At 37.1% G+C, this 17,871-nt stretch carries 15 protein-coding genes; 13 read left to right on the plus strand and 2 right to left on the minus strand.

Translation table 11 applies throughout. The features are described from left to right. Positions 1–14: 14 nt before the first annotated feature. From AC6H0V_RS16960 to AC6H0V_RS17015, 12 genes are all read left to right on the plus strand, one after another. The gene (locus tag AC6H0V_RS16960; protein ID WP_497561390.1) at positions 15–371 is read left to right on the plus strand and encodes a cytochrome C oxidase subunit IV family protein; all 357 of its coding nucleotides are present in this window, start codon (positions 15–17) and stop codon (positions 369–371) included. Positions 372–424: 53 nt separating this feature from the next. After that, positions 425–1,177 carry an SCO family protein gene (locus tag AC6H0V_RS16965; protein ID WP_497561391.1) on the plus strand — a complete coding sequence of 251 codons (753 nt, stop codon included), beginning with the start codon at positions 425–427 and terminating at the stop codon, positions 1,175–1,177. Positions 1,178–1,283: 106 nt separating this feature from the next. Then, on the plus strand, positions 1,284–1,811 hold the full coding sequence (locus tag AC6H0V_RS16970) for a DUF420 domain-containing protein (protein WP_497561392.1): 528 nt from the start codon (positions 1,284–1,286) through the stop codon (positions 1,809–1,811). A gap of 88 nt (positions 1,812–1,899) precedes the next feature. Next, on the plus strand, positions 1,900–2,493 hold the full coding sequence (locus tag AC6H0V_RS16975) for an RNA polymerase sigma-70 factor (protein ID WP_497561393.1): 594 nt from the start codon (positions 1,900–1,902) through the stop codon (positions 2,491–2,493). A gap of 78 nt (positions 2,494–2,571) precedes the next feature. Continuing rightward, positions 2,572–3,537 (plus strand): FecR family protein, encoded by a 966-nt coding sequence (locus tag AC6H0V_RS16980; protein WP_497561394.1) that lies wholly within the window; start codon positions 2,572–2,574, stop codon positions 3,535–3,537. 24 nt (positions 3,538–3,561) lie between these two features. Beyond that, on the plus strand, positions 3,562–7,200 hold the full coding sequence (locus AC6H0V_RS16985) for a SusC/RagA family TonB-linked outer membrane protein (RefSeq protein WP_497561395.1): 3,639 nt from the start codon (positions 3,562–3,564) through the stop codon (positions 7,198–7,200). Between the two features lie 12 nt (positions 7,201–7,212). Beyond that, positions 7,213–8,688: a RagB/SusD family nutrient uptake outer membrane protein gene (locus tag AC6H0V_RS16990; protein WP_497561396.1), complete on the plus strand. Its 1,476-nt coding sequence runs from the start codon at positions 7,213–7,215 to the stop codon at positions 8,686–8,688. Between the two features lie 18 nt (positions 8,689–8,706). Continuing rightward, entirely contained in the window at positions 8,707–10,053 is a 1,347-nt protein-coding gene (locus tag AC6H0V_RS16995) for a zinc-binding metallopeptidase (RefSeq protein ID WP_497561397.1), read from the plus strand. 13 nt (positions 10,054–10,066) lie between these two features. Next, complete coding sequence (locus tag AC6H0V_RS17000; protein WP_497561398.1) at positions 10,067–11,386, plus strand: DUF4302 domain-containing protein; 1,320 nt, start codon at positions 10,067–10,069, stop codon at positions 11,384–11,386. Between the two features lie 100 nt (positions 11,387–11,486). After that, positions 11,487–11,732, plus strand: a complete 246-nt coding sequence (locus tag AC6H0V_RS17005; protein ID WP_497561399.1) for a hypothetical protein — start codon at positions 11,487–11,489, stop codon at positions 11,730–11,732. A gap of 87 nt (positions 11,733–11,819) precedes the next feature. After that, positions 11,820–12,485: a DUF2461 domain-containing protein gene (locus AC6H0V_RS17010; protein ID WP_497561400.1), complete on the plus strand. Its 666-nt coding sequence runs from the start codon at positions 11,820–11,822 to the stop codon at positions 12,483–12,485. Between the two features lie 114 nt (positions 12,486–12,599). Then, positions 12,600–13,442 (plus strand): OmpA/MotB family protein, encoded by an 843-nt coding sequence (locus AC6H0V_RS17015; protein ID WP_497561401.1) that lies wholly within the window; start codon positions 12,600–12,602, stop codon positions 13,440–13,442. 104 nt (positions 13,443–13,546) lie between these two features. Here AC6H0V_RS17015 and AC6H0V_RS17020 read toward each other — a convergent pair whose 3' ends face one another. Together AC6H0V_RS17020 and AC6H0V_RS17025 are read right to left on the minus strand one after the other, a co-directional pair. After that, on the minus strand, positions 13,547–13,846 hold the full coding sequence (locus AC6H0V_RS17020) for a DUF4286 family protein (protein ID WP_497561402.1): 300 nt from the start codon (positions 13,844–13,846) through the stop codon (positions 13,547–13,549). A gap of 90 nt (positions 13,847–13,936) precedes the next feature. Then, positions 13,937–15,745 carry a tetratricopeptide repeat protein gene (locus AC6H0V_RS17025; RefSeq protein WP_497561403.1) on the minus strand — a complete coding sequence of 603 codons (1,809 nt, stop codon included), beginning with the start codon at positions 15,743–15,745 and terminating at the stop codon, positions 13,937–13,939. Between the two features lie 267 nt (positions 15,746–16,012). Between AC6H0V_RS17025 and AC6H0V_RS17030 the strand changes: the two genes are divergently transcribed. Beyond that, the gene (locus AC6H0V_RS17030; protein WP_497561404.1) at positions 16,013–17,869 is read left to right on the plus strand and encodes a S9 family peptidase; all 1,857 of its coding nucleotides are present in this window, start codon (positions 16,013–16,015) and stop codon (positions 17,867–17,869) included. Positions 17,870–17,871: the final 2 nt, after the last annotated feature.

Here is a 17,871-nt window from a genome sequence, read left to right on the forward strand (position 1 = left end):
ATAAAAAAAATAACATGTCAGAACAGCATATCCACACCGCCGATGATCATTCTCATGGAGATCATGAAGGAATGACCAAAAAGAAAATCTGGAAAGTATTCGGAATCCTTTTATTAATAACGGTAATAGAATTTATTATCGCCCTGTGGGCTATCCCTAAGGGCCATATCACCCAACATATAGGTAACTTTATTTATATTGGATTAACCTTATTGAAGGCGTTTTATATCGTTGCCTATTTTATGCACCTTAAATTTGAGAAATTAGGGCTGAGATTAGCACTTACCGTTTCATTTATTTTTATCATTTATTTTATTGCGCTCATGTTAGTCGAAGGAAACTATCTTCACCTGCACATGCCCAAACAATAATAAATCCGTCGTCATTTAAATAGGATTAATTTTTATGTATTTGGATTATTTAAATGATCAAAGACTCTACCACGCCATCAGAAAATAAAATCCCACGGATTAAGTATAATCCTATAAAAAAGATATTAATCCTGGTCACCATTCTAGCGGTACCAGGATTTTTATATTATTTACTCCAGGAAAAAGGAAAAAACCGGTATAAGCCGTTGGCTATATACGGCCCGAAAAAAGTGGCGCCCACGTTTCATTCCGTTAGAGGCAAGCAGATTCCCGACACCATTTATCATGCATTAGAAGATTTTAAACTCCTTAACCAAGCTGGAGATACCATTAGTCTTGAAAAATATAAAGGTAAAATCATACTGATGAATCTTTTCTATACCCATAATGAAAGTACAGGTGTAGGTTTCGCCAACCGGGCGATGCAAGCCTTTAATAAAACCTACGAAAAAAACACAATGGTACATTTTGTTGGATTAAGCATAGACCCTAACTACGATAGGCCGAATGTGTTAGATGCCTATGCCAAAACTCAATCAGCAGTAGCTGGAAAATGGGATTTACTCACGGGAGATAGTACAACCGTAGCTAAAGTAGTTAAGGATGGCCTGTTATTAGATGCAATCAAGACCACCGAAAACGGACAGACAAAATTCACCTTCAACAACATGTTTGTATTGCTTGATTCGAAATATCGGATTAGAGGTTATTATGAGGCCACTAATCAAGAGGCACTTTCTAAACTGGATGACGAAATAAAGGTTCTTATTGCCGAAGAGTTACGAAACATGAGGGATGGGAGATAGATAGCCCTGAAAGGATGTCTTAGAGCATTTACAGTTTACAATTTTTCCCGATATCGGGATTTCAGTTTCAGGTTAGCAATTTTTTTAGATCAACTATATTTTACAAATGGAAACCCCAATAGAACAAAAGTACAATAAATGGATTATTTTATTGTCTATCGTTATCCCAGTAGCGGTAGCGATATTATTTGTAGTAAAAATCCCCAATGCACCCCATTTAACATTTTTGCCCCCTATATATGCAACAATTAATGGTATTACTGCCATACTGTTGGTAACCGCTGTGGTTGCCATAAAAAATGGGAACATCCAACTGCACCAAACACTAATGAAGTTTGCAATTGGCTGTTCTTTACTGTTTCTGCTGATGTATATTGCTTATCATATGACCACACCATCAACTAAATTTGGTGGAATTGGAATAATCAAATATGTCTACTTCTTTATTTTAATTTCTCACATTGTGTTGTCTATCGCTACAATTCCCATGGTGTTGATTACCTATGTTAGGGCATTGGCACAGCGTTTTGATAAGCACAAGAAAATTGCAAAAATAACTTTTCCTCTGTGGCTATACGTAGCTGTAACGGGAGTAATCGTATACTTATTGATATCACCTTATTACACGGCTTAATTCACATTTTTTTAACTGTAAATTAAAAAATGCTTACTCCATAATGGTTTATTGCCTATATTTAAAATAAAATAAATTTGGCGGACCGATGGTTATAAAAACAGGAAAAGATTTATTTACTCTAGTAAATGAAAGTCAGGTTCCGGCTTTTACCGAATTTTATACCACCTTTTTTCAGAAGCTTTTGCTCGTTAGCGATAAACATGTCAAAGATATTTTTGTCGCAGAAGAAATCGTACAGGACATTTTTTTAAAGATTTGGGAGAATCCCGAAAGCATCGATGAAATTAAATCTATTAAACCTTATTTGTACCGAGCTGTAATCAATGCATCTATAAATTATGTAAATAGACAAAAGAACATAGAAATCCACCATTTAAAAATTGCCGCAGAATCTACAGAAGAGGAGCTGATGGAATTGGATGAAGAAAATGAACTTGTCGTGTTGTTACACATTGAAATCAATAAACTGCCGCCCCAATGTCAAAAAGTATTCAAGCTTAGTAGATTTGAGCAACTTAAATACAAGGAAATTGCAGATATGTTAGGGATTTCTGAAAGAACAGTCGAAAATCACATCGCCACAGCGTTAAAATCTCTTCGAAAAGCTTTTATCGCTAAAAAAAACAATCACAGATCTTCAAATGGAATAGATTTGATGATGAGTTTATATCTTTTTTAAAATATTTATCTTTTTTTAAAAACAAACTAGGGGATTTGTTGTTTCCGTTTGTCATAGCATATAACCTAGACAAATTATATGCGCGAATCACCTAAATCTCTAGATTTAATTTCTAGATATTTAAACAATCCTACTGATCCAGAACTTCAGAAAGCGATCGCTGAATTTCGTGCGATTTCTACAGAAAATGAAGATTATTTTATTGGAATCGAAAAAATTTGGAGACATTCAGTATCTGCAGCACGTTTAGAAGGCGTAAATGCTTCTGTTTCTGTGCAAAAACTGAAAAAGGGTTTATCCACTAAATCGGTACCACGTAGCGGCTATATCACTTGGTTAACGGCTGTTGCGGCTTCCCTTCTATTCTTTGTTGTGGGATACCTGATTTACGGCCAAAACCAAACCATCAATTATATTATTAAAACCACCGCCCAAAATCAGATAGATTCTGTGAGATTAACGGATGGCTCAATAATTATTCTTGCAGGAAATAGCGAATTAAAATATCCAGAGAAGTTTGATTCTGGCAATAGAGAGATTTCCCTTCTTAAGGGGCAGGCATTCTTTAAAATTGCAAAGGACGCAAGCCACCCCTTTAAGGTAAATCTAGACAAATCGGATGTGGTTGTTTTAGGTACCTCATTTAACATTAAAATAAATGAGAATAAAATAGAGCTTGGCGTTAAAACCGGCCGGGTACTGTTTTCACCTTATAAAGATGGTGCAACCTCTATCTTAACTGCCGGACAGGCATTGTCTTACGACATTAAAAAAAGAGAACTGATTTCAAAAACCGCTAACAATTTAGATTCATGGCTTACCAAAGAATTGGTTTTTGTAGATGCGCCTTTGAAAGAAGTTTGTGAGCAATTAACAGATTATTACGGCACAATCATCAAGCTTCAGGACAATACAAGAGGTTCAAAGAGACTAAACGCAAAATTTAAAGGTCAAACCTTAAATGATGTGCTTATTGTATTGAACGGAACTTACAATATTAAAATCAACAAAGAAAACAACCAGATAAACTTAATCACACCTTAAACAATCAATTAAAACCAACCCACTATGGAGAAAAACTTCTACAAAAGAAAAGCTGTAATGAGTTATTGCCGATTGGCACTACTTATTTGTGCAATCTTTTGGTCTTTCGTAGCCCAAGCTGATGGTCAGCAGGGAAAAGGAAAGCCAGAAAGATTAGAAAACTATCTTAAAAAGATCGAACAAACTTATAAAATAAGCTTTGTTTATGATTCTGAAGAAATCAGTAAAGCAATGATTTTAGACGTGCCTGAAAAATTAGGTACAATAGCAGAATCTCTTGAACCACTAAAGCAAAAAAACATCGGTTACAAACAAGTAGGTAACCAGGTAATTTTAAAGGTGGAAACTTCCCCTGCCAGAACCATAAAAAAAGACATTACGGTAAGAGGTATTGTTAGAGATAAAAAAGATGGAAATGGTATACCGGGAGTAACGGTAGCTGTAAAGGGCGCCAATATTGTAACAACCACAAACGATAGAGGAGAATACCAAATTTCGGTAAAGGATGAGACAGCAGTAATTACATTTAGGTATTTAGGATACAAAACTGTAGATGTTACTGTTGGCAACAGAACAACAATTAATGTTGATCTAGAAGAGGATGCCAACAACCTTGCTCAAGTTGAAGTAATCTCTACAGGATACCAAAACCTGAACAAGAAATTGTTTACGGGGGCAGCAACTTCATTAAAAGCAAGTGATGTTAAAAGAGAAGGTATCACTGATATCAGCCGTATGCTTGAAGGTAGAGTAGCCGGAGTATCGGTTCAAAACGTTTCAGGAACATTTGGGGCAGCGCCAAAAATCAGGGTGCGTGGTGCAACTTCACTAAGTGGTGATAACAAACCGCTATGGGTAGTTGATGGGGTTATTCTTGAAGATGTAGTTAACATCTCAAACGAACAGCTTTCATCTGGGGATGCCAATACATTGATCGGATCTTCTGTTGCAGGATTAAATGCTGATGATATTGAAAGTTTCAATATTTTGAAGGACGCTGCAGCAACAGCCCAATATGGCGCAAGAGCAATGAATGGAGTTGTAATTGTTACGACTAAAAAAGGAAGGAATACCGAAGGTAAGGCATTGGTATCTTACACAGGTAATTTTTCTAGCTATATGAAACCATCATATAGCAATTATGATATTTTGAATTCTGCAGATCAAATGAATGTTTATCTTGAGATGCAAAATAAAGGATGGCTTAATCAGGGTACAACAGCAAACGCGGCTAATGGAGGCGTATTTACTAAAATGTACAATGAGATGTACAGATTTGATGCTGCTACCAATACTTTTTCTCTGCGTAATGATGTACCTAGTCAAAAGGCCTATTTACAACGTTATGCAAATGCAAACACCGATTGGTTTGATGTATTATTTAAAAATTCATTGATGCAGGAGCACTCACTGAGTGTAACCTCTGGAACTGACAAATCTCAGTTTTATGCTTCAACCAGTTTTTTAAATGATAATGGTTGGACGATTGGAGATAAGGTTAACCGTTTTACAGGTAACTTAAGAGGAACTTTCAAAATTAATGATAAATTAACTTTCGAGTTGCTAACGCAAGGATCTGTGCGTGATCAGGCTGCTCCGGGAACATTAGGAAGAAATAGTAATCCGGTTTTTGGTACTTATGATCGTGATTTTGATATTAATCCTTTTAGCTATGCCATCAATACCAGTCGTGTTTTGACACCGTATGATGCAAATGGTAATTTAGAGTATTTCACTAAAGATTACGCACCATTTAACATTATCTCAGAGCTGCAAAACAATACGTTGGGACTAACCCAAATTGATTTTAAAGGTCAATTAGGTGTTAAGTACAAAGTGATCAAAGATTTACAATATTCATTTGACGGTGCTTATCGTTTTGCGAAAACCAACCAAGAGCATAAAGTAACTGAAAATTCAAATCAGGCTAAGGCTTATCGTGCGGGTGTGGCAGAACAAAATCCTACAATTATTAATGCAAACAGGTTCTTATACAGGAATCCTGATAACCCAAATGCATTGCCAGTGTCTGTATTGCCATTTGGAGGGTTTTATAACACAGTTGATGATAATATCACCAACTATTATTTCCGTAATGCCTTAGAGTATAATAAAACAATCAATTCAGACCATTTATTTAACGTTTATGCTGCACAAGAGCTACGTTATATTAACCGTCAACATAAAACATTTGATGGTTATGGTTACCAGTACGATCAAGGTGGAGTTCCATATATCGATCCTAACATTGTAAAACAAAACGTTGAGTCTAACTTCAACTATTACAGTATGGGTTACAACTACGATAGATATTTGAACTATTCGGTACGTGGAGCTTATTCTTATAAAGGTAAATATAGCATTAATGCTACAGGCCGTTATGATGGATCAAACTTACTAGGAGAGTCTCGTCAGGCAAGATGGTTACCTACTTGGAACGTATCTGGAGCTTGGAACTTTGATACTGAGAAATTCATGCAAAAGGAATGGATCCAAAATATCATTAACCGTGGTACACTACGTGTAACTTATGGATTGGTAGCCAACACCGGTAATGCAAGTAACTCTAGTTTAGTATTATTAGCGCAAAGCACACGTAGACCATATATTTCTGAAAAAGAAACTGCTTTATATATCGCAGGTCTTGAAAACTCAGAATTAACATTTGAGAAATTAAATGAGTTTAACGTAGGTTTAGATTTAGGGTTCTTAAAAGATAGGATTACACTTACGGTGGATGCTTATGATAGAAGAAGCTTTGATTTGATCGGTGCGATCAGAACATCCGGTATTGGTGGTGAAGGCACAAAAATTGCCAACTATGCCGATATGAAATCAAAAGGTTTAGAAGCAACATTAGGTGCTTCAATCTTCAAGAGAAAAAATTGGGGATGGAACACGCAGCTAAACTTTGGTTTCAATAAATCTAAGATCACCAATTTACAAAATCAACCGATCATCTTCAGTTTAGTTAATGCAGATGGCGGCGCACAATTAGGTTATCCACAAAGAGGTTTGTTCTCACTTGATTTCCAAGGCTTAGATCATGCTACTGGTGTTCCTCAATTTATTAACGAAGATGGAGTTACAGGTACAAATGTTTATTTGCAGAGCGATGTAACAAAATACTTAAAATATGAAGGACCTGTTGATCCAACTTTAACGGGTGGTTATTATAACGCATTTACCTATAAAAACTTTAGCTTATCAGCTTTAGTTACATTCAGTGCTGGTAATAAGGTGAGATTAGATCCAGTGTTTAAATCAGGTTATAGTGATTTGGATGCAACATCTTCTATCTTCTTAAACAGGTGGTTATCGCCAGGTGATGAAAATAATACTACCGTGCCTGCAATTATCGACAGAAGAACGGTTGGAACCTTGGATGGTTATCCATATAATAATTACAACTATTCATCGGCTAGAGTAGCAGATGGCGGCTTTGTGAGATTAAAACAAGTGTCATTCGGTTATACATTTAAACCTGATATGGCAACTAAATTCGGTTTTAGAACAGCTTCGTTAAACGTTGTTGCCAATAATGTCGTACTCCTATATTCAGATGATATGTTAGCTGGAAAAGATCCTGAATTTTTTGGAACTGGTGGTGTTGCATTACCAATCCCGCGTCAGTTTACTTTATCGTTAAAAGTTGGTTTCTAATTATAATTAATCATGAAGAAAATATATATCATTATCCCAGCCGTAATTGCAATCATTTCTATAAGTGGTTGTAAAAAATTCCTGGAAACGGCTCCAGATCAGCGAACCAAGCTGAATACCCCCGAAAAGGTTGCTGAAGTGTTAGCAACTGCGTATACCCAAGCAGATTACATTACTTTTTGTGAAGCAGCTTCTGATAATTCTGAAGATAAAGGAATTAATGTAGGAGATGTAGCTCCAGAAAATCAGGACGCTTATTTATGGAAAGAAGTACAAGATAGAGACTCTGGATCTCCGATTAACTTTTGGAATGCAAGTTATACTGCTATTGCGGCATCAAATGCAGCATTAGAGGCTATTGATCAGGCTCCAGATAAAACTGCTTACCTACCTTACAAAGGTGAAGCCCTAGTTGCCCGTGCCTACGCACATTTCATGTTGGTGGTATTATTTTCTAAATCATATGATATTACGCCGAATGCCGCAAATAGCTCACCTGGTATTCCTTACGTAACTTCACCAGAGAAAGTAGTATTCGGACAGTATACTAGAGGTACTGTTGCATCAACCTATGCAGCTATAGAGAAAGATTTGTTAGAAGGATTGCCTTTAATTAAGGATAATGCCTATAAAGTGCCTAAGTATCACTTTAATTTAGCTGCCGCTAATGCTTTTGCAGCTCGTTTTTACCTGTTCAAGGGGGATTATGATAAAGTAATTTCTTATGCTGCCGCAGCATTGCCAACAGCCAATGTAACCGCAGTGCTTAGACCATGGAATACGAGATATTTCGGTTATACTGCTAACGAGTTTCGCATTGCCTTTACACAGGCCGCTGAACCTTCTACTCTATTGCTTACAGAAGCACCATCGGTGTGGGCACGTAATCAAGCATTTTATCGCTACGGTACAGGCTTAACCTTAAATTCTTTTGGCTTACAGCCAACTGTTACAGGAACCAATTTCTCTGCAGAAAAGGTTTATCAATATGGCGTACCTTTTTATACCATGTATAAATACTTAGAGCTATTTATTCGTACAAGCCCGAATGCTACTATTGGTTACCCATATACCATGTGCCTGCAATTTACAACGGATGAGCTGTTGTTAAACCGTGCCGAAGCCTATGCTAATAAAGGTAACAATACCGCTGCCCTTGCAGATTTAAATGCTTTCGCAAGTACAAGGATCTCAGGCTATAATGCCACTACCCATGCAGTAACTTTAGCAAAAATTGCAACTTTCTATGGCACTACAGATCCAAAAGTAGGTCTGATCAATACTGCATTAGATTTTAAACGTTTAGAATTTAAGGAAGAAGGTATGCGTTGGTTGGATATTGTAAGGTTAGGCCTAACTGTAAAACACAATATTAAGGCGGCTGATGGATCAAGTACATTTGATACGTTAGGCCCCAATGATCTTCGTCGCCAATTTCAACTTCCTACAGAGGTTTCGTTATCTGGCATTGAATTAAATCCGAGATAATAGTTAAATTTATATAAGATGAAAAAGATATTAAAAACAAGTTTGCTCCTATTAATTGCGCTTTTAGCAGTTTCTTCGTGCAAGAAAGAAGGCACATTAAATGCTAATCTAGACGCTATAGACAGAAATTCGACTGCTAAATCACCTTTAGATACATGGTTGATCAGTAATTATCTAGATCCGTACAACATTGAGGTGAAATATAGATTTGATCCTTTTGAAGCGGATTTAGATAAAGATTTAACCCCGCCTAAAGAAAGTCAGGTTATTCCGGTAATGGAAACAGTACGTGACATCTGGATTAAACCATATGAAAAAGTTGGTGGTGCTAATTTTATGAAAATTAATACGCCAAAACAATTCTATTTGGTAGGAAGTCCTTCTTATAATGGAGATGGAACAATAACCTTAGGAACCGCCGAAGGTGGAAAGAAAATCGTATTGTATGTGATCAATAATTTTGCTAAAAGCAATACGGCTGCAACTCAAGAAATGATGCATGTAATCCAACACGAGTTTACGCACATTCTTAATCAGAAAATTGCTTATAAACCAGATTTTGATTTGGTTACCAAATCTGATTATACAGCAAACTGGAATATTCCGAATTTAGCTACAGCTAGATCTTTAGGTTTTATTACTCAATATTCGCGTTCTAACCCACTAGAAGATTTTGCAGAAATGGCATCAACAATGCTTCAGTATGGTAAGTTAAGATACGATGCGATCGTAAATGCGCTACCTACTGATCCGCAAACCAAACTTCGTAAAAAAGAACAATTTGTGGTAGATTACTTTAAAACTGCTTGGAACATTGATTTTTATGCCTTGCAAGCAGAGGTTACTGCAGCAACAGATCGCAATGCGCCAGCTTTATATAGCGTATTGGGAACTGGTAAAACCTATACCACTTTAACTGCCAGTCCATCTACTCAAACCCCTCAGTCAACTGAGTTCTTGGCTTTATGGAATACTGCTAAAACAGCGGTGGCAGCTCAAGGTTTTATTCTTACTCAGTTTACTATGACTTTTGGAGCTGGTAGCTCATTAACTGTAAGATATACTTTTACTAATCCTGCAGGCACAACCACCTATTTTGGAGATGTTGATTATAACATCACCTATGATGCTAATGGAGTAGCAACCCTTACTTTGCTTTCTACACAACCAACATCCACAACATATGCTAACTATAATGTTGTCAAACCATCACTAGCGGGAATTGCTGCGTATTTGGCTAACAATAAATTTAATGTTGATTACGGACCAAATGTTGTTGCAGGCACAAAAGGTTTACCTGGAGCTTTCGGAGCATTCTACAAATCAACCGATCCGACTTCATACATTATAGGAACATTGAATTAAAATTTAAGAAATTATGAAAAAATATATCATATATGGAGCTTTAGCTATAGCCTTATTAAATAGCTGTAGCAAGGGAATTGATCCTGCTCCGGGAGATAGGCCTGAAGAACGCTCCTCAGCCCTTTTAACAAGCTACAAGTCTACGTTAACCTCGAACACTAATGGTTGGAAAGCACTGCTTTTCCCTAAAGGAGGAGGTGTGTACCTTTTCTCTATGAAGTTTAATGATAATGATAGGGTTTCGATGTATGCCGATATCAATACCACTACTTCTGGAACAACTTTAGAAAGTACCTATAGGTTAAGGCAACAAACTGCCCCAACATTATTGTTTGATACCTACTCTTATATTCACTTATTGGCTGATCCAGATCCGTCTGTAGCAGGTGGTGTAGCTGGTAACGGTTATAATTCTGATATCGAATTTTATTTTGATAAGAGCTCTGCTGATACCATTAGATTGGTGGGGAATAAATTGGGAAGCGCGTTATTACTGGTAAGGGCTACCTCTACGGCAGATTACGAATCGTTTACTAAAGGAACTCAAGACATCTTGAACAAGATGAATCAATTGAGAACTTACTTTAAAAGAATGACAATTGGTGGTACAGATTGTGAAGTAAGAATTGATGGGGTTAACAAACAATTAACATTCACCTATTTGGTAAATGGAAATCCTGTATCTGTAACCGGCAAGTTCTATGTAAATGGCACGTCTATTGTGTTTTTAGGGCCTGTAACCATTGGTACCACTACCTTTACTGAATTCAAAGCGGTAACATTTGATGCAGCCACTTTTATTTTAGGAGGTACAGTTAACGGAACCGCATTTCAATTGAAAGAATCTACCACCCCATTAAAATACGATGTAACCGCTGCACAAAAATGGTATAGCCAGATGGCCATCAATTTTAATAACTGCTGGGTTTCAGACAAAGCCTTCCACGCAGGTGGAGTGGATGACTTCTGTAATTTTAAAGCTGTGCCAAATTTCCAAAATCTATGGTACGCTGGTCCTGCAGTGTTTGGTGGTACTAACGAAGGTTTGATTGCGTTTACAGGAGCTTTAACTGCCCCATACACGTATTCAAAAGTACCATTCTCGATAACTAACGGAATTGCCCGTTTTACCCTAAATGTTAATAACGGAACATTTACCGGAACGGCCCCATTAAATGTGGCGATGACATCAGCAAGAGCTATTCTATATGGCGGCGCAACAGTTGGTAGTTTCCAGGATTGGTATCTCATTCCTACATCAGCAGACGGAACAAAATACGATATGGTTCGTTTTGGTGATGCTCAAGCTTGGATTAGCTGGAGACCAAGATAATTTAGTAGTTGATTAATAATTAGCCCTTACCCTAAAAAGTAAGGGTTTTTTATGACATAATTTTTAATAATCCCGTAAGTTTATTTTTATCTTTGCATCAATGTTTAAGCGAATAATCTTCATTTTATTTCTCCTTGTTTCTACTTTTGCTATTGTACCAAAAGTAAAGGCGCAGTGTTCTATGTGTACTATCAGCGCAGAACAAGGCACTAAAAACGGAAACACTCAAGGAAAAGGCTTAAACTCTGGCATTATTTACCTTTTGGTAATTCCCTATATCTTAATTGCTGGCATTGGTGTGCTGTGGTATAAAAACTATCGCAAAAAGCAACATGAGCTAAGGTAGTGAATGAGTGAATGTGAGAGTATTGGATAAAAGAATGTTCAGGCAAACCGGATAAAATCATTCCTAAAAGACCAATTACAATAGGGTATGCTACAACAAAAAACCTTTCAATTTATTAAAGATTTAACCGAAAATAACAATCGTGAATGGTTTGCCATTAACAAATACCGTTATGAAGAGGTTAAGGCTGATCTGTTTCCACTGATCGCAAAGCTGATTAAGGAACTGGCGGCGATAGACCCACAATACTCAGCAGATACCGAGCCCAAGAAAGCATTAATGCGTATTTACAGGGATGTACGTTTCAGCAAAAACAAAGACCCCTATAAAAATAATTATGGCATTGCATTCGACGTTAAAGGATATGGCCCGCGGACACCTAGTTACTACCTGCATATCCAACCAGGCAAGTGTTTTTTTGGTGCGGGATTTTGGCAACCAGAAGCAGCAGTGCTGAAAATGATTAGGGAAGAGATTGATTACAATACTTCCGAATTTTTGGAAGTGATCAACGATGAGAAGTTTACAGCTATTTACCGTCTCAGCCAGGAAGATAAATTAAAAAAGGCCCCAAAAGGCTATGAAATTGATCATCCAGCAATCGATCTATTGAAATTAAAAAGCTTTATTGCCATCTATCCTTTGCCCGATGAAGAATTTTTAAAGGAAACAATCGTTGATAAGTTGATAACTGCTTTTGCAACTATCCAACCGTTCATCTTATTTTTGAGAAAAGCTGTGGATAATGGTTAACTGTTTAAATTGTACAACTGGTTTACCGTATCCGCAAATAACCAATTCAACAGTTAACCGATTAATCAATTAACCAATTCAGTTAAAAACTTAAGTTAACCAATTACCCATTAAATGAAAAACCTCTTCCTAGCCTTCGTATTCTGTTTATTAGCGTCATCGTTTAGCGCTTGCGTAATCCTATCACCAAAAAAATATAAAGCCTTACTAGCCAAACAGGATTCTTTAAATACAAGCTTAACCGAATCGCAACTTAATGGAGAAGGATTAGAACAGCGCATTGCAAAACTGAGAAAGGATACGTCAGATCTAAATAGTCAATTGGGCAGTTTAAGGGCACAGTATGGCGAAATGGAAACTAATTATACCAAATTGCGCAGCAATAGCTCCAGTGAAATCAATAGGCTATCTGATGATCTTAAAAAACGCGAGCAGCGCTTAAATGAGGTAGAAGAAATCTTAAAAAAGAGAGATGCGGCAACTAACGAGCTAAAAGCAAAATTACAAGAAGCATTATTGGGCTTTACTAAGAACGGATTAACCGTAGAAATCAAGAATGGTAAAGTATATGTTTCGTTAACGGATAAATTGTTGTTTCCATCTGGAAGTATCATCATCGATGAAAAAGGAAAACAAGCACTTACCCAATTGGCAACCGTGTTAAAGCAACAACCAGAAATTAATATCGCAGTTGAAGGACATACGGATTCGCAAAAGATAAATAATCTGGGTCAGATTAAGGATAACTGGGACCTAAGTGTACTCCGTTCTACTTCGGTAGTTCGTTTCTTAACTGAGGAGCAAAAGGTGGAGAGTGTAAGAATGACAGCAACCGGAAAGGGACAGTACCAACCGTTGGGCCCAAATACATCTCCTGAAAGCCGTAGTAAGAACCGCAGAATTGAAATTGTCCTTTCGCCAAAATTGGATGAATTGTATGATCTGATAAAACAGTAAGGTTTAGGTTAACTGTCCAATTGTTTAAATTGGTTAACTGTCCCAAAAGGATGCCTTTGGCATCTGTCTTACTGCAATTAAACAATTAACCAGTTCACAATAAACTACACAAACTCCATCAACGTACGAAAGGCCACGAATTTATTGGCGAATTTTAGTTGTAGATCTGCTTGTAGTCCAGGTGCATGGTTAAGCTGATAATCGTCGTAATCAGCAAGCGTTTCGGCCACATATTGAGCGCAATAGGTTACACCTTCATTTGGTGAATCTAAAACTCTAAGCAAACGATTGGAAACAAACTTTCCTGTAGCCATAACCTCTGGTATATGGGTTTCTTCCATCCATTTAAGCCACTCACTGGCAATATCATTTTCGATTATTAAGGTTACGTTGTATAATAGCATCTTACAAAGTTAGTAAAGTTTAGCGCTTGGCGGAAGGCGTTAAGCGAACAGAATTTTGGCTAGACTAACCAAGTCTTAGACTTCGTAAGTCTAGGTGCCCAAGTCATCGCCCCTTATATTCCTAAATCTCTTCCTGGCCTCGGCATTGAACATGCTGCCCGGAAAATCGTTCATTAGCCGTTGGTATAATTTTTTGGCTTCTTCAGGATTGCTAAGTTTTTTCTCATATAGATCGGCCAATGCAAATAGAGCATCATCAGTCCAAATACTATCGCTATACGTATCAATAATGGATTTGAGCATAGTTACCGCATGAGTTAAATCATTTGTCTTAAGATATATTTTAGCTTTAGCCATTAAAATATCGTCAACCAAACTGTTGTTTGGATAGGCGATATCGATACTATCCAACTTTAAAAGTGCTTGGTCTTGACGGTTCATAAACTGGAGCATTTCAGCATCAGCGTACATTTGAAGTGCCAAGCTATCATTTTTGTTTTGCAGATTATCAGAAATCAATAGGCTAAGGTTTAAGGCATCATTGGCAATGAGTAAGGTAGTAGATGCTTTTAGTACATCTGCCTGTGATTTGGCAAATTCGAAATTGCCCTGATAAAATGATAACCTTGCCGAGCGAAACCTTGCTTCGTTCCCGATACCCGCGCTTTCAAACTGTTTTGACACCTGTTCGTATACCAAAATCGCCTCCCATGGCTGCTTAGTTAAGATATAAACATCGCCTAAATCCATTTTCAATTGCGCGATGTCCATTTGGGATACGCCTTGAACCTTCAGCCCATCCTCAAGTGTAGCTTCTGCCTTTTTGAGGTCTTTGAGGTAGTAGGCCTGCAAATAGGCTAACTTTCTTAGGGCGGTTAATCCTTGTCCATTTTTGCCATACTGATTTAAGATTTCCTGATACTCATTTGCTAATGCTTGGATAGCTGGAATCTCATACTTTCCGGCAACTGCCAGTTCATACTTTGCATTAACCAATTCAATTTTGGCCTGAAGATAAAGTTCGTTCTCTGGACCCTTGGTCAAAAAATATTCATAAGCCTTAATGGCTGTAGTATATGCGCGATTTGATAAAAATGTATTGGCGGTATTGAAAAGATTGGTCCCATCGCCTTTTGTTCTTTTATCTTGAGCAATCAACTGTCGCAATGCCATTTCATAATCTTGCTGCTGGATGTATTGCCAAATAAGCAAATCGGTATAGATCTCCGTTTGCGGCTCTTTCTGGATTTTTTTTAACAGTGCAGCCTGTAATAATTGGTAATCTTTATTGTCTTCAAAAACTGCAGCTAACACACTTTGTGCTTGGGGCAGTAGCTGCGGGGTGCCGGGAAGGGCATTAATGTATTCTTGGATCAGCATCTGCTTATCCTTTTTAAAGCGATAAATACTAAGCAGTTCATAAACAAACAACTGCTCATCCCCAAATAGTTTTCTTCCCTGTAAAAAAGCGCTGATGGCCATGTCATAAGCTTCAAAACGATAAAAACTATTGGCTAATTCCCTAAACCTCGATTCGTCTTTAGGGGTACTGTTTATTGCTTCCTGATAAATTTTATTGGCTTCTGCAGTTCTTCCGTTTTCTTGATAGACCCTACCCAATGCCACGGCATATTGAGTTTTTGACGGATATTGTTTAATCAGTTTTTTAAGGATATTTTCTGCTTCAGTATATTTCTTAACTTTAATTAAGGATGAAAAATAAAGGTCAAAATAATTGTCATTTTTATTCTTGCTGAACAATTTTTCGAACAATACAGCTGCCTTTTCGTAGTCTGCTTGCTGATAATATTGATAGGCTAAAGCTTCATCCACATTATCCTGCGCATGCAAACAAAAGGAAACACAAGCAATCAATAAGGTTAATACGGATTTCTTCATTAGGTATGGTACTAGCTATAGGCTTAAATTAAATGATTTTTAGCACAAAGTAAAGCCCCTCGCTAAAATAACGAAAATTGTTGCCGCGTATTCTAATTGTTACTCATATTTTTCGTTGAATACTTACAATGTTGCTACATTAAATGCTCGATTTTGATTTTGGAAAGTAACAATATTAATGATTAATGACTTTGCCAAATCGGGTTGTGTATTTTTGTAGCATATTTGGATATGACAGTCGCTAAGCGTTTTCTTTTGTTGCTGATAATGGCTTCGTTTTTTTCATGTAAGGAGAAAAATAAAGTGGATATTATTCCGGTGAACGATTTTTTTAAATCGCAGGATAGAGCTGCCTATAGAATTTCGCCAGACGGTAAGCACATTTCTTACCTTAAGTTACAGGACAAAAAACAGAATCTTTTTGTAGAAGAAATCAGTACAGGTAAAATTGTTCAGCTAACTCACGTTCAGGAAAAGAGCATCAGCTTCTACTCTTGGGTAAGTGATGATGAACTCATTTATTATAAAGAAAAAAGTGGCGAACGTTTTCAGGCCGACCTTTTTATCATTAACAAAACAGGCAAAGACGAAAGAAAGCTGAGCACAAATGAAAAGAGCAGGATCAGGGTGCTGGAGGACCAATTGATGGAAGGCAAATTCTTATTGGTACTTTCCAACAAACGAGATTCAACCGTATCGGATGTGTATCGCTTAAATGTTAGGGACGGGAAAATGGAAATGGCAGCGCAAAATCCTGGCAATATTACCAGTTGGATGACCGATTCAAAAGGTAAATTACGGATTGCAATTTCTAGTGACGGAGTGAATGAAACCTTATGGTACCGCGAGAATGAAGCCCAACATTTTAAACCTGTAGTTACAAATAATTTTAAAACAACCCTAAGACCTGTAGCTTTTTTAGAAAACAAACCCAATATAATCTACGCCATATCCAATGTAAAAAGGGATAAAAATGCCCTTGTAGAATTGGATTGTACTTCTGGAAAAGAAAAAAGTGTATTATTTGCCAACGACTCGTTAAATGTAGTAGATGCCCAATATTCCAAACAAAAGGGTAAAGTAGCCTATGTGGTTTGCGAGAATTGGAAAAAGGAAAAGCACTATTTAGATAACGATGCTAAACTCCTCTACCAAAAATTAGATCAATTGCTTCCTAAAACAGAGTCTAGGATTATTGATGGAGATAAAAATGAAAATGTATTTGTAGTAAGAACATTTACCGATAGAAACCCGGGTTCTTATTATTTGTATATCGCAAACAAGGGCAGTATAAAAAAACTCAGCGATAATAACTCAGCCATTAAGGAAGAGCAGATGTGCGAGATGAAGCCTATTAGTTATGCTGCTAGAGATGGACTTAAAATAAACGGCTATCTCACGTTACCTTTAAAGAGCGCAGTAAAAAATCTTCCGGTTATCGTGATGCCCCACAATGGTCCAGGGCAACGTAATACCTGGGGATACAATGCGGAGGTACAATTTTTAGCCAATAGGGGTTATGCCGTGTTGCAGATCAATTACCGTGGCTCTACCGGTTACGGGATGAATTTTTATGCTGCAGGATTTAAGGAGTGGGATGGAAAGATCCAAGAAGACATCGATGACGGTGTAAAATGGTTAATTAATTCAAAAATTGCCAATCCTAAAAAAGTAGCTATTTATGGCAGTGGGTTTGGGGGTTTTATAGCTTTAAATAGTGCGATTAGGAACCCAACCATGTATAAATGTGCGGCCTCTAATGCCGGAGTGCTAAACTTATTCAGCTACCTGAAGTCTATCCCTCCATTTTTAAAGTCTAATCTGCTGATGTACTACGAAATTGTTGGTAATCCCAATACAGATTTCGATTATATGCATCAGGCATCTCCATTGTTTCATGCTGATAAGGTTAAAATCCCTATATTTATCACTCAGAACGTTAAAGATCCAAGGATCAATTCTAGTGATGCTATTCAATTTGTAAAAGAACTTAAAAAGAGAAATTTGTCGGTTACTTATTTTGAAAGGGAGGATTCCCCTTTTTCAATTAACCGTGAAGAAAGTCGTCAAAAAGTATATACCGCATTAGAACAGTTTTTGGAAACGAATTTGAAAAAGAAATAACC

Source organism: Pedobacter sp. NO84, assembly GCF_059703915.1.

Bases quoted from the DNA above. Each gene is read 5' to 3' on its own strand.
- AC6H0V_RS16960 (WP_497561390.1), top strand. From the start codon at position 15: ATGTCAGAACAGCATATCCACACCGCCGATGATCATTCTCATGGAGAT.
- AC6H0V_RS16965 (WP_497561391.1), top strand. From the start codon at position 425: ATGATCAAAGACTCTACCACGCCATCAGAAAATAAAATCCCACGGATT.
- AC6H0V_RS16970 (WP_497561392.1), top strand. From the start codon at position 1,284: ATGGAAACCCCAATAGAACAAAAGTACAATAAATGGATTATTTTATTG.
- AC6H0V_RS16975 (WP_497561393.1), top strand. From the start codon at position 1,900: ATGGTTATAAAAACAGGAAAAGATTTATTTACTCTAGTAAATGAAAGT.
- AC6H0V_RS16980 (WP_497561394.1), top strand. From the start codon at position 2,572: ATGCGCGAATCACCTAAATCTCTAGATTTAATTTCTAGATATTTAAAC.
- AC6H0V_RS16985 (WP_497561395.1), top strand. From the start codon at position 3,562: ATGGAGAAAAACTTCTACAAAAGAAAAGCTGTAATGAGTTATTGCCGA.
- AC6H0V_RS16990 (WP_497561396.1), top strand. From the start codon at position 7,213: ATGAAGAAAATATATATCATTATCCCAGCCGTAATTGCAATCATTTCT.
- AC6H0V_RS16995 (WP_497561397.1), top strand. From the start codon at position 8,707: ATGAAAAAGATATTAAAAACAAGTTTGCTCCTATTAATTGCGCTTTTA.
- AC6H0V_RS17000 (WP_497561398.1), top strand. From the start codon at position 10,067: ATGAAAAAATATATCATATATGGAGCTTTAGCTATAGCCTTATTAAAT.
- AC6H0V_RS17005 (WP_497561399.1), top strand. From the start codon at position 11,487: ATGTTTAAGCGAATAATCTTCATTTTATTTCTCCTTGTTTCTACTTTT.
- AC6H0V_RS17010 (WP_497561400.1), top strand. From the start codon at position 11,820: ATGCTACAACAAAAAACCTTTCAATTTATTAAAGATTTAACCGAAAAT.
- AC6H0V_RS17015 (WP_497561401.1), top strand. From the start codon at position 12,600: ATGAAAAACCTCTTCCTAGCCTTCGTATTCTGTTTATTAGCGTCATCG.
- AC6H0V_RS17020 (WP_497561402.1), bottom strand. From the start codon at position 13,846: ATGCTATTATACAACGTAACCTTAATAATCGAAAATGATATTGCCAGT.
- AC6H0V_RS17025 (WP_497561403.1), bottom strand. From the start codon at position 15,745: ATGAAGAAATCCGTATTAACCTTATTGATTGCTTGTGTTTCCTTTTGT.
- AC6H0V_RS17030 (WP_497561404.1), top strand. From the start codon at position 16,013: ATGGCTTCGTTTTTTTCATGTAAGGAGAAAAATAAAGTGGATATTATT.